Genomic DNA, 13653 nt, shown 5'->3' on the forward strand with positions numbered 1-13653 from the left:
CAAAAAAGATGCTCTTGAAAGTTTTCTAACTTTTTTTGCAAAGATATTTCAAGGAGCAACACAAGATTTACCGATGAGCGAAGAATTATGAGGCGTTGCAGTAGGTACTTGAGCAACCAAAACTACATTCCCATTGGCATCTATTACCCAACCTTGCGCTTCCACAATTTGAGTAGCTTCATTGACATCATGAACCTTGTGTAGTTTTTCTTCGGTTTGTCGCTGCGCTTGAACAAGCACTTTTTTGTGAATACCATCAGCACGATTATTACTCTCTGGAGAAAGTGCGATCCAATCTGCTAACACTCCATCATCACCTATCAATGTCTGCGTGGGATCGGCTACTATTCCTCCACGCCCAGTTGCAATAAATGAACTTCTTCCTATTTTGCCACCAGAATTACAATCAGCAACAATTTGCTGCGAAGCATCAACCAGATTTACAGGCAATTGCACTAATCCTTGACTGGGATCGGTATCTGGTGAATTGATTTGTACTATGCCATTTAAGGAAGAATTTTGCTGAGAAAATGCCGTAATGTCATTAGTTGGTACATTACTTGGATTTAGTTGGTTTGCATCTTCAGTATTTAAAATCCTCACGAAATCTGCACGAGTACGCTGCACAAATCCAAATATATTTTTAGCAGTAATTGCGATCTTACCACCAGATCCAGAGAAAGCATTGGCGGTAATATCATTATTATCTAAGGGAGCAGCAACAAGAAAACCCGACGGTGCATTAATACTAATATTACCTCCATCCCCACGAGTCTGTGGTGTTTCTGCATTAGTAGATATCTGACTTTGGCGGCGCATCAGTAATAAATTTCGCACATTTAGCGTAATATTCCCGCCCTTACCTAACTCACTTTCAGATATTAGTTTTCCTTTGTTATCCAGAAGTATAGACTGGGCGTTTACACTTAGATTGCCTGCCAATCCCAGATTATTTGCACTCTCTTGGTAAGTAACACCTTCTCGATATCGACTGCTGACAGTTACCACAGCTCCATCTTTAATAATCAATTGTCTTGTAAAAAGGTTTAAATCTCCAGCAGAACCGAAAGCTACAGTTGATGCAGATAATTTACTAGGTGTCGGGTTGATAGCATTTGATGAAGTTCCAGTTAATTGTATAAACTCGGAAGCATTCACAGTCAAATTTCCTCCTTTCCCTGTACCTGCCTCAAATCTATTAGTTTGAAAATTAAATCTTCCGTCAGATTGCGTTGATACCTGTGCCCCTCCCTGGATATTTAACCTTGGAGTATTAATTATGATGTTGCCAGCATTTCCAACACCGTAAGTTGCGCTAAACAATCCGCTGGATATAAATCTATTAAAAGCACCGATGCTTCCTCCGCTCAATTCCACAGAATCTGAAGCGTTTACAGTTAATTGCGGCACAAAATCTGACACTGAATTAGAATTATCAAGTAATACTTGCGCTCCATCTTTAACAATCAACCTCCTCGTGGCAATCGTTAAGTCTCCTGCAACTCCCCCCATAGTCCTTCCAGATCTCAAAGGGTTACCACCGATCAGTTCCACAGAATCTGAGGCAGTAACCGTTAAATTTCCTCCTCGTTCTGTGTCCAAGGCATTGGTAAAAATTGATGAACCGCCACTAATCTGCACATTTTTGCCCTGCACTTGGATGTTGCCTTTACCCTCGCCACTGGGATTTACACTGGCATCTACAGAGGATCGAATGTTATCTCGCCGAATTAGTTGAATGTTTTGGAAATTATGGACATCTTCATATCCCAAAGACCAACCTTGATCCGTTGAATTTAGACTGACCAGACTATCGCCAGCAACACTTCCTAACTCTATTCGTCCCCCTTTTGCTGTTAAATTTCCTCCCTCCAGCCAAATATCACCGCCTACAAATGCCAAAGTTTTATTTGGCTGCACTTCTAGACCAACAGGCGTCCCACTGGGCTTTGCTTGGGATTGATTACGGATAGTAGCCGCAGTTGTTCCGAATTGTAAACCAATAGGAATACTTACTTTTAATAAAGGTATGGTTTGGGGTTCTATAGTACTAAACTTAATGCCGTCAGCAAAATTCAGGCTACTGGCTGTACTGGCTACAAATGAACCGCCGATATTTAAAGAAGCATTAGGGCCAAAAATAATTCCATTAGGATTAATTAAAAATAAGTTAGCTGTACTATTAGCTTTTAAGATGCCATCAATATTAGAGATGGAATTGCCCGTTACTCTACTAATAATGTTTTGAATATTTGCCCCATTGTTAAAGTAAGCTGTACTTCCTTTGAATACAGAAAACTGCTCAAAGCTGTGGAACAAATTTGTACCGCGAATTGCGCCACCATCTATTTGATTACCAAGTTGACCATCAATCACCTTGGATGTAACTACTGAACTTTCAGTTCCTAAAGTGTTATCTTCTCTAACCTGTGCTAGTACACAACATCCAGATGAAGCAAAGATTTCTGTAGTTACCAAAACACTTACTAATTTGAAGTGCCAGCACCAAAGGCTACGGCTTTGATACATCACAGAATTTATACCCCAAAAATAATAGTTTAATGATGAGTCAATTATTTAGCAGTAGCAGCTTTGAACATAGCTAAGTATCCGGTAATAGTTGCACCATCAAAATTTGCATTTCCGACGTGGAACAATTGCCTGTTAAAATTTCCTAGCTTACTGACACTTAGCACTATTACTGAAGAAGAGGAGAGTTGAGTTAGGTTTAATCTACCCAGCAACCATCAGGATAGTCAGGGTTAGGTTGCAAGTCAGGACCTAAGCAAGGGTTACAAAATCCGCCCAGAAAAAACTCTACAGTTGTTTGTCGTGTTTCGAGAATTTCTGGTGAAAATCCCACAGCTTGATGACCATTGCCAGTATCTATACCTTTAAATTGAGTTAGATCGATTGAACACTGAATTTTCAGGATTTTTTGTCCTGATATGCCGTGTTCATTGAGTATCTTACTGACGTTAGAGTTAGCCAGTAGCTCACGAATCTCTTTCTGAATTTTGTCTTGTAACTGCTTTAGGCTTTGGGAATCAATAACTATTGGCTTTGATTCTAATGTTTGACATTCATCGCCTTGTCGCTGCTGTGGCCTTTGCGAATCAATAACTATTGACTCTACTTTTTGAGATTCCATGAGTTTTGCTTTCCTTATCAGACTGATAGATGTATGAATTGATTTTGTAATGTACTAATTAAGTTGAGTTCTATGAGTCAATTCTGGAAATCAAAGAATCCAGTATATAGGGTCTTAAGCTTTAAAAGCTCCCTCAACTTCACACTCAATTAATTACTCAGTCTGGGTTGTAGAAATTACGGAGATTTTAACAAAACTTCATAAATTTAGCGCTAAATTTCTCATCGTACTCGTGATGTTTCTCGTTAGGGAACTCCAAGAAATAAATTATCCAATATTGTGAGGTGGGCATCCTGCCATTGGTATCAAGTTAAGCTCAAACTTACTATGTCAATAAGCATTTAGGCTGAAAAATTCGGTTTGAAAGGGACAAAAAACGAACTTTTTCAGGGACTATTAATGCTTTGTTTATTAGCATCACTCCCAACTTGCGTATAAAAGTCAGAAAAAAGTTCATCTTTATACTTCGTTCCTGGCAAAACCTATCGTTGACAAATGGGTTTTAACCTTAAGTTGACACCAATGGCATCCTGCCCGCCTAGTTGATATGGCTCTCGTGTCACCCACCCCACAAGAGTTAATTGGATATTTTTTATTTGGAAGTCCCTAAGGATGCCAATGTGATTCCCAAACAAGCGCTTGAAGTTGCTGACTGCGATTGCTGAATCTCGACTCACTTCGACGCCGCTCAGTGCAAGTCGCTCGATTTAAGCGTTGGTCATTGAGCGTAGTCGAAATGAGCCGAAGTGTTGACTGTGAAGTGTGAGATATTTTTATTTGTCAGTCCCTAATTTCAGGGGGTTTGTTGCGCTAAAGCATCTCCCCTTGGGAGATGATTCACTATCACTATAAGTAGCTGAACTCTGCGTTGTGTTTTTGACCACTGAATTTTTAATGATTATGTATGTTGCTGTAACCGTTTTTTAATTATGATTATAAATTAATAATTATTTGGTCAATCGAGCTAAAAAGTGACCAAGAATTCAGATTTGCATTAACTACTAACCCACAATTATTAACAGAGGTTGCGACTGTATTCCCTGATAATTCCAGCTAGGACTTGCAAGAATTAGCAGGTATCAGCTTTGTTGTGACTAATGTGAGAAAGTTTGATGGTTGCAGATGAACATAGGAATAATTGAGTCTTACAATAGCGGATTTTTAGACGTTATACCAGAGGGTGAAGATAGTGATTATTGGCAGATTGCAGCTGTACACATTAATGGGGAAGCCTACTGCCCAACTCCTCGGCTTTATCGTTCAGAAAAACTGGCATTAGCAAAAGCTGCACAAATTTATGATTGGCTAGCTGACCACGAAGGAGAAATTACTAATGGAGCTTGCAACTGCTCTCAATTAAAACTCATTCTATGGCAGCAACCAAAATTATCTTAGCTCGACTTTATCCATTTTTTGGCCATGCGATCGCCTCAGATGAACTTCTGTAGGACGGTAGTTTTACTTCTTGGTAATCCCTTATCTGGATTACAAATTCCGCCAAGGTGGACTAATTTCTTTCTTCTAAGTACCGAGAAATTGCGCTGTCAAGGTGTGACATTAATTCACCGCGATCGCTACCAAGAACGCTGTAAGCTGGGCGGGGAGCAATTAAACCAAGTTCTTGCGTAGGACGAGCAATTAAATTACTGACACTCACACCTGCTTTTTTCGCCGCCAATCGGGCTAAGTCAGCCCAAGCAACAGCACTTTTGTTAGCCAAATGCCACAAACCATTCTCGCCATCAATCAATAAATCAAGGCTGGTATGGACAAGATCCGGTACATAAGTAGGCGAAACGATCGCATCTTCGGCTGCGACAAAAGTATTACCAGCAGCTAATTGCCGTAGAGCGATGGTAACAAAATTGTAATCATCCCAGGGACCAAAAAATGCACTGGTGCGAATCACTAGGGATGCTGGATGAGCCTTTAATACTAGCTTTTCTGCCAAAACTTTGCTGTATCCATATACATTCAGGGGTGCAACATTATCAGTTTCTACATAAGGATTAGACTCAGCACCATCGAATACCAAATCTGAAGAGAAAGTTAGCAGCGCTACATTATGTTGAGCGCAAGCAGCAGCTAAAATCCCTGCCCCTTCGGCGTTTACCTTTAAACAAATGTCGGGTTCACCTTCTGCATCGTCTACCCGCACGTATCCGGCAGCGTTCACAACTGCCCACGGTTGCAACTCGGCAAGTACTTTATTGACGGAAGCAGGATTGGCAATGTCCATATCTTGGCGTGTCAGCAGACGATAGGAAATTCCTCGCACTTCACACAACCGAGCAAAAGCTTGGCCTAGTGTTCCTGTGGCTCCGACGATGGCTAGGGGACGAGAGCAGGTAGGGGAGCAGGGGAGCAGGGGAGCAGGGGAAGATACGCGACAACTGACGGCTGGGTATAGTAGGCGCTCTTGTCGCTGCCACCATCCTGGTGTATCCAGTAATGGATGATTGGGTTTATGTCCAGTGGCTAAATATCGCACCATCTTGGCGATCGCTGTTTGTCTGGGACGGGGAGAGCGCAAATCAAAGACGCCTGACTCGTAGTATCCTGCGGAGCGAGTGACTAAACTATTCCAATCGTAGCTGCCCAGAAGTGCCCAAGCAGTCACAGCCCGAACATCTGCACCCTCGTCTCGTAATTCTTGAGCTGCATTCCACACTTCATTGAACCAGCGTAGCTGCTCTTCACGAGTGCAACTCAGGTGAACTTCTGTGACAGCCAGGGGTAGTTTGTAGCGTTCCCATGTCTCTTTCAGCAATGTCCGCGGTCCTGCCAAACCCTCAGCACAAACTCGCACTGCTTCGACATCTGCATAGTTGTCCCGACCATTACCCCCATACGTTCTAGCTGGATAGGTTTCTAGGTTTTCATCCAAAAAGCGATCGCTTGTCAGATAATGGTTAATGCCAAGAATGTCAGGCGGACAAGGATTTTCTAAAAATACTTCAAGTTCAGCTTCGTTGATACCACAGTCGCCCAAGTAACCCCACATGGAATGAGTTGAGTTGATGCGACCGCATAATAAATCAAAACTCAACCAGCGGCGCTCGTTCTCAAATTCTGCTTGATAAGCCAGTTTTGATGTACTGTAAATCTTGCCTAAATCTTCAGTTTGCACGAGTTGGGCATAGGGATTGACTTGGCGGATTGCTTGCATTGAAAGAGCGATCGCTTTACACTCTCCTAACAATGCACGAGCAAAAGTTAAATCATCCTTTCCGTGAGGATACCAGTGACCATACATCCCACTGAATCGTGCTGTAGTTAGTGGCTCGTTTACAGGTGTGTAATGTGTAACCCAAGGATAGCGTTCTGCAACCGCACGAGCAAACACCGCCAGTTTCTCAGGAAATCCAGGATCTACCAAGCTGGTATGACGCGGTCCACTGCCATGATGCACTAATCCCACAATCGGACGGATGCCGAGTTGGCGTAAGCGTCCCAGCCGTTCGTCTGGCCATGACCAATCAGCATTTTCCAAACCATTGGGCGCTATCCTTTCCCAAAGTACTGGATAACGGATAGCGTGTATACCAAGTTGGGCGAATAAATCTAGGTCATCCAAGCGAGTTGCATGACCATTGCGTTCTAACTGATCGAAATACTCTTCACCCACACGATTAACCGTACACTCTACACCAGCCCAAACTTCTAGAGGAAGTTGTGTTTTGTTAGTGTTGAGTGTCGAGTTGAAAGCTGAAATCATAATTTACAACTCAAGCTGATATTTTATTTGATGCGTTCTTTTTGAGTTTTGTAGTGTGTGTTATGCCAAAGGCTAACGCACCATCTTAGATTTTTGGTGCGTTAGGGCTAGGGCGTGTTTTCAAAGTCTTAGATCCCCCTAAATCCCCCTTAAAAAGGGGGACTTTAAGAGATGAAATTCTTAGCCCCCTTTAAAAAGGGGGGTTGGGGGGATCTAAAAAATTAGGTGGTTAAACGAGTAGTTTGAAAACAAGCCGTAATGTCCATAACGCACTCTACTAAATACAGAGCAGTCCTAATTACGAATTACGAATTATTTAAGCCTTAACCGCAATTTGTTTGTACACAGACAGAGCTTGAGCAACACATTGATCCATGTTGTAGTACTTGTAGGTCGCTAATCGTCCTACAAAATAGATCCCTGGAGTTTCATCAGCCAGCACCTTATATTTCTTGTAAATTTCCTGATTTTCAGAACGCGGTACAGGATAATAAGGGTCGCCCTCAGCTTTGGGAAACTCGTAAACAATACTCGTTTTCGAGTGTTCCTGACCAGTTAAGTATTTAAACTCTGTCACACGCGTATAAAGCTGTTCGTTGGGATAATTAATTACTGGCGCTTTTTGAAACACACTCGTGTTGTGCGTCTCATGCTTGAAATCAAGGGAGCGATAGGGTAGTTTGCCGTAGCGATAATCAAAGTATTCGTCAACCGGCCCCGAATAAACCATCTCGCGGCAAGGTATCGCTTTTTGAATTTCTTGATAATCAGTGTTGAGCATTACCTTGATGTTCGGGTGATTGAGCATATTCTCGAACATCCGGGTAAACCCGTGTAGTGGCATTGCCTGGTAAGTATCGGTAAAATAGCGATCGTCCCGATTAGTACGTGTGGGAATTCTGGCAATTACTGATTTATCAAGTTCCGATGGGTCAAGTCCCCATTGCTTGCGTGTATAATTTCGGAAAAACTTTTCATACAGTTCTCGACCAACTTTGCTCACCACCACATCTTCACTAGTGCGGATGTATTCCATTGGTTCAGCCAGGGATTTGTAAAACTCGTCCACCTCAAATGAATTGAGATTCATCCCATACAGCTTGTTGATGGTATCGAGGTTGATGGGTATAGGAACAAGTTGCCCGTCTACACTGGCAAGGACGCGATGCTCGTAAGACCGCCATTTAGTAAAGCGTGAGAGGTATTCAAAAACATCGCGGGAGTTGGTGTGAAAGATGTGGGGACCGTATTTGTGTACGAGAATGCCATGTTCATCATAGCGATCGTAGGCATTACCGCCTATGTGGTTGCGTTTGTCTACAACCAGAACTTTTTTACCAGACTCACTTGCTAAACGTTCTGCAATGACGCTACCAGAAAAACCAGCACCGACAACCAAGTAATCAAAGACAAAATCTCTGGTAATGATATTTGGTGCTTGTTTACCAGGCACACCTTTGGAGTAAGCTTTGTCTTCACCATCACGGGCTGCAATGGCAGAGTCAATTAGCTTCATCATTGATGCCCAAGTACGATCCCAAGAAATCTTTTCTAAAAAGACATCTACTCGACTCAACCATTCTGAGGTTGCGGTGTCTTCTTGCATTCCCTGTTCGGCGGCGACGACAAACTCAGAAACTGTGTCTGCAATTCGTACCAGTTTTGACTCTCCGTAAGGACGCACTACATCTCGAATTGAGGTAGATACCACAGGCCTACCTGCGGCAAGATACTCTGGAGTTTTGGTAGGACTAATAAAACGTGTTGACTCGTTACGCGCAAATGGCAACATCGCTAAGTCCCACCCTGCTAAATATGCAGGTAGCTGTTTATAGTCTCTACCGCCGAGATAATGGATATTTTCGTGCTGTGGGAGAGTTGCTGGATCGATTTTGACAACTGGCCCAATAATTACTAGATGCCAGTCGGGACGTGCTTCGGCAATACCTGCAAGCAGTTCAATATCCATCCGTTCATCAATTACCCCAAAGAACCCAAGGCGAGGATGTGGAATATGAGCTTGATCTTCTGGTTCTTGAATATTTCTCGCCTGGCCAAAGTGGGCGACATCTACACTGCTGGGAAAGGCATAAACGTTGGGGTGCTGGTTCACTTTACTTTCGTAAAGGCTTTGTCCGCCTGTAAATACTAAGTCTGCACGGCGGAATAGTACGGCTTCGTAATTCTTTAAAGTGGGTGATGCTCCCTGGAATGCAGACAATTCATCCATGCAGTCGTAGACTACGGCTTGGGGTTGCAAGTGATCGGTAAAAGCGATCGCCATTGGTGTGTAATACCAACAAATATACTTGCTGATATTATGCTCTGCAAACAAACTATCAATTAATAGTTTTAAATCTGCATTGATTGCTTCTTCACTTATACCTTCTGGTAGATGTGGTACAACTACAACCACTCCACTATCATCTTCCTTGATGTCCAATTTTCTCAAGGGTTCTTGAGAAAAAATCGGCTCCTCAATAAAGAAGACTCGCTTTCCTTGAGCGCAACGAGTTAGTAAATGTTGTGGTCTTTGATAAACAAAATTCCAACGTAAATGAGATAAGCAAACTATATCAGGTGTATCTTTAAAGGTTTCTGTTGATTGAAGTTTTTTATTAGACGAAGTTAAATTTAGCAGTGATTTACTTGATGATTGCATTTCGTCTAGCTGCGATCGCTTTGTTTTACGCTGTTTTGGCGAAATAATATTGCTGGTGCCGTTGTTTTTGACTTGAGCTTTTTCACTTGCCATAGTTCGTCTCATTCTTTAGATTATTAATTCTGACTAGCCAATCGCTAATATCTTTTCTTTACAAGGCAGCGCCAAACTCCCCTTCAGATAAAAGCTTGCAACATAATTTCCTGTATTTTGTATATCAAATCGATAAAATCAATCTTTGTGTTGCATTAATTCTAAAATACTGTTTTATTTATTACTTCATCATCTATCTAAATAAATATAAAATTACTTTCTTGCTTAGTCTTGAGTATTATATTTTTATCGAAAATCCCCCTAAAAGCATTAAGTTATGTTAAGTAATTTTTGGTTTATATTTAACTGCAAGCCTATATATATATAGAAATCTGATTTGATTTATAAAATTACTTGCATAGGTAGGTAATAGGGTTAGAGGACAGAAAGGAATTGATGGGTGCTGACTTTTTTCAAAAATGGAAAAGGTAAATAAAACTGTTTTATCCTCACAAGTTCCTCACAGCTTTCAACTAAACTAAATTACAGAAGCAAAATATTAAGTCTTCAGTCTCTCAAATAGGTAAATTTATGAATAATAAAAATTTGATTTATGGTCTTATAGGCTTATTAAGCAGTAGTGTTTTTGGAGGATTATTAATCATCAATAACACGCAAGCTCAGTCCCCAAACTCACAACATAATACTCATCATCTATCTACTGACATTACTCCTGACGAACAACGGATGATGGGGGAGGTTAATCAGCATTTCATCACAATGATGATTCCTCACCATCAGCAAGCAGTAGAAATGGCTAATCTAGCTCTAACACGTGCAAAACATCCTGAAATCAAAAAACTTGCTCAAATTATTAAAATAGACCAAGCCCGTGAAATTCAACAAATGCAAACTTGGTATAAGGCATGGTATGGAAAAGAAGTACCTGTAACAACCATAAATCATCAAGAAATGATGGTAAGACGTGCGGATATGAGTCAACAAATGAACTCAGGCATGATGAAAATGCCAATGAACCAAAATATGAGAGCTATGAATATAGATTTGGTAGCCTTGAAAAATGCACTAGATTTTGACAAAGAATTTATCCGTCAGATGATTCCTCATCATCGTATAGCTGTGATGATGTCGCAAATAGTTACTAACAAAGCTACCAAACCAGAAATTCGTAACTTAGCTCAGTCCATCATTAAAACTCAAACAGCTGAAATTAGCCAGATGCAGCAATGGTATCAGGCTTGGTATAAGTCAAAGTCCGAAGAAAGTTGAATTCTAGAGCTACTTTTTACCTGACACAACTGGCATTTATTCTTAAGAGAGATCTAACGTGAAAATCTCTAGCTTTATCGTAACTACTTAGTAGTAGAGTTACGGGCTATCGATGATGGTCTGTGGTGTCCAGGTAGGCCCTTGGCAAAGAGGTCCTTCTGGTGTCCAGATCAGCATATCTAAGCAGATTTGCCGCCTATCCATGTTTTCCGTCCAAGCATGGTAGACAAGATACTCAGTGTGACCATCTGGACCAAGAACGATAGAATTATGTCCCGGTCCTCTAACAAAATTAGGAACAGACTTTAGCACCCGTGGCCCGGTTTCATTACCTGCATCAGAGTAAGGCCCGATCGCATTGTCAGCAACGCCATAATCTACACCGTAGTTCTCAGTTTCCCAACGTCCACCACTATAAAAGCAGTAGTATTTACCTTCATGCTTACGAACACAGGGACCTTCTAAAGTATGCCAATCATAGATTTCACCGTACATCAAACGATTGGTTAAAAAACGTTGCCAATCAGATCGCGCCCGCAAAACGACTTTTCCCTCACTCGCAAGTTTAGTCATGGTTTCGAGTCGATCTACAAATAATGCTGTGCCAGCACGCACTCCATCAGATGTATCCAGAAAGTCATGGGCGTAAAACAAATACCACTGTCCATCATCATCCCGGAATGGGTGGGGATCGATCGCAAAGGAACAGGACTTTGGGTCTACAAGTGGCTCACCAACATCTTGATAAGGCCCTAACGGATTATCACTTATCGCCACACGTAACTGATGATTCTTGTCTCCGTGCCCAACAGAGTAGTAGAGATAAAACTGTTCATTGCAATAAGCGACTTCGGGTGCCCAAAAATTATCACCAAGGTCGGGGTCTGGCCGCTGTAGTGCGTTACCAACAAAATCCCAATTTACAAAGTCGAAGGAACGTAACAGAGGAAAAACACGTGATTTGTTAGTGAAGTCTACGGAGGTTACTTCATGTACCGTTTCTTCTGCTTCTGCTGCACCAGTACCGATCGCATAATATACGCCTTGGTGTTGCCAAACAAAGGGATCGGCAAAATAACCTTTGTAGACTGGATTAGTATAAGTTTGCATCTTAAATTATCTATGGAATGACAAAAATCCTTGTTTCACTAGTGGTTTATCAAGTTAAGTTTGCTTGGTTTGTAGTGAGGGCTTTAGCGCTCAAATCAAGGACTAAAGTCCTTACTACAAACTGATTTGCCAAGCATTGTTGCCTTAAAAAACTACTAGTATTTAAAATTCACGTAAGTTTCGACTTTGTTCTGAGGTAAGCTTTCTACTAGCTGACAGCGTAGCATCTGCTTTAGCTTTTCTGGCAGACTTTCATAATAGTCTTGTGGGAGAGTCAAATCTACCTTTGGTGTGTGCAACCAATGCATGGCATAGCCCAGAACTACCATAGGTCTTGGATGGTTTGTCCGATTTGGGGAACCCCGATGCAGCGCTAAAGGCGATCGCACCATCACGTCACCTGGCTGCATATAAAAAGATTCCATCGGAATTTCACCACTAGCAACCTTCTTTAATCCTTCTTCACGCGGTAATATATGAGTCCCGCGTGCCATTTGAAAGGGACCGTTTTCTGCGGTTACTTCCACGAGGGGAAAGTTGACTGCTAGGGCGTAAAGTGGGGTCACTATGCGATCGCTAAATAATGGGCGAAAATCCCGATGGATTTCCTGATAATCTGAACCCTGGAATGGGACATCAACTCCCATCTGAACCATTACGTATTCTTGGAAAAACACGCGCTCTAGGATACCCATAATCACTGGGTTAGCAAAAACTAATTCATTAGCAAATGGGTAAATCCAAGGCAAGGTTAAATAGTAGCGGGAAAATTCACGAGGAGCCAACCCACCTGGTTGATTTTGACGCTCGTGAAATAATTTTTCAAAAGCTTGTGCCCACTCGTCAATCAATTTTTGCTCAAAAACACCGGGAATCACACAAATTCCGTCTTGATTCAGTTTTTGAGCAAATCGGTCTAGGTCGGTAGCTGAATATTTCGCTATACCGCCTATACTTTGAACCATCTTTTTTATCCTCTTCAACTTATAACTAGAGACGTATTAAGTAAGGACTTCCAAATAAAAAATATTCGACTGTTCACAGTCAACAGTCAACAGTCAGCAACTTCAAGCGGTTGTTTTTATTTCTTGGATTTCCCTAATATCAGACCTCTAGGAGATTTTTTAATTGCTCGTCGATAGTAGCGCACTATTTTCCAAATTAGTGGCTTATATACCAATTCTCTGTAACAATTAATTAAAATAAATGATGACGAATTACTTAACAAACTAACTCTTTGATACTCCAGGCAATGCAACACTATCGCCTGGCTTTGAAGGCCATCTGACAGTGAGAATAGTGCAGTCTGACTCAGCAACCCACCAATGGGATACACCTGCACACCAAAGAACGTAATCACCTTCACAAGTTAAGAAAATTTCTCTATCTTCAAATTGCAAGCGAAATTGTCCGTGAATGAGAATTGAAAGCGTCGCAGCTTGGTTATTTACTGCCCATTCAGTTCTACTTTCACCTGCTTTATGAACAGCCCATTTTACTTCTAGCATTTCCGTGGAACGCGGATCGTCTTCAGGGGTGATAAAGTGACCCATGAACCATCCCCAACGATTTACACCTTCAACGGCTGCGTTTCCATAAACAACTTTAGGCTGCATCATTTAACTCCAAGGAAGGAACCAAAATTTGTCCGGTGTAACCTGCTTGCTTGTAGTGTTCAAGAACATGAGT

Annotated in this window: 9 protein-coding genes; 2 read left to right on the plus strand and 7 right to left on the minus strand. The window is 41.6% G+C overall.

Translation table 11 applies throughout. The annotated features are described in order from the left end of the window. Positions 1-48 precede the first annotated feature (48 nt). Both ACFG4S_RS30130 and ACFG4S_RS30135 read right to left on the minus strand, forming a co-directional pair. Positions 49-2529: a filamentous hemagglutinin N-terminal domain-containing protein gene (locus tag ACFG4S_RS30130; RefSeq protein ID WP_392532558.1), complete on the minus strand. Its 2481-nt coding sequence runs from the start codon at positions 2527-2529 to the stop codon at positions 49-51. 199 nt (positions 2530-2728) lie between these two features. Next, positions 2729-3151 carry a hypothetical protein gene (locus tag ACFG4S_RS30135; RefSeq protein WP_392532559.1) on the minus strand — a complete coding sequence of 141 codons (423 nt, stop codon included), beginning with the start codon at positions 3149-3151 and terminating at the stop codon, positions 2729-2731. A gap of 1122 nt (positions 3152-4273) precedes the next feature. Between ACFG4S_RS30135 and ACFG4S_RS30140 the strand changes: the two genes are divergently transcribed. Then, positions 4274-4546 carry a hypothetical protein gene (locus ACFG4S_RS30140; RefSeq protein ID WP_392532560.1) on the plus strand — a complete coding sequence of 91 codons (273 nt, stop codon included), beginning with the start codon at positions 4274-4276 and terminating at the stop codon, positions 4544-4546. Positions 4547-4658: 112 nt separating this feature from the next. On the opposite strand, the gene ACFG4S_RS30145 is transcribed toward ACFG4S_RS30140, so the two are convergent. Then, on the minus strand, positions 4659-6869 hold the full coding sequence (locus ACFG4S_RS30145; protein WP_392532561.1) for a family 1 glycosylhydrolase: 2211 nt from the start codon (positions 6867-6869) through the stop codon (positions 4659-4661). Positions 6870-7185: 316 nt separating this feature from the next. After that, positions 7186-9624, minus strand: coding sequence for a UDP-galactopyranose mutase (glf, locus tag ACFG4S_RS30150; protein WP_392532562.1), 2439 nt, complete (start codon positions 9622-9624; stop codon positions 7186-7188). A 531-nt stretch (positions 9625-10155) separates the two neighbouring features. Between glf and ACFG4S_RS30155 the strand changes: the two genes are divergently transcribed. Continuing rightward, positions 10156-10854: a DUF305 domain-containing protein gene (locus ACFG4S_RS30155; protein ID WP_392532563.1), complete on the plus strand. Its 699-nt coding sequence runs from the start codon at positions 10156-10158 to the stop codon at positions 10852-10854. 99 nt (positions 10855-10953) lie between these two features. Here ACFG4S_RS30155 and ACFG4S_RS30160 read toward each other — a convergent pair whose 3' ends face one another. The 3 genes from ACFG4S_RS30160 to ACFG4S_RS30170 all read right to left on the minus strand — a co-directional run bounded on the left by ACFG4S_RS30160 (position 10954) and on the right by ACFG4S_RS30170 (position 13583). Beyond that, positions 10954-11964, minus strand: a complete 1011-nt coding sequence (locus tag ACFG4S_RS30160) for a glycoside hydrolase family 43 protein (protein ID WP_392532564.1) — start codon at positions 11962-11964, stop codon at positions 10954-10956. 155 nt (positions 11965-12119) lie between these two features. After that, entirely contained in the window at positions 12120-12929 is an 810-nt protein-coding gene (locus tag ACFG4S_RS30165) for a phytanoyl-CoA dioxygenase family protein (protein WP_392532565.1), read from the minus strand. A 264-nt stretch (positions 12930-13193) separates the two neighbouring features. Continuing rightward, positions 13194-13583 (minus strand): signal peptidase I, encoded by a 390-nt coding sequence (locus ACFG4S_RS30170; RefSeq protein WP_392532566.1) that lies wholly within the window; start codon positions 13581-13583, stop codon positions 13194-13196. Positions 13584-13653 lie beyond the last annotated feature (70 nt).

It is taken from the genome of Nostoc sp. C117 (assembly GCF_043099735.1).
In the GTDB taxonomy this organism is placed as follows: Bacteria; Cyanobacteriota; Cyanobacteriia; order Cyanobacteriales; family Nostocaceae; genus Nostoc.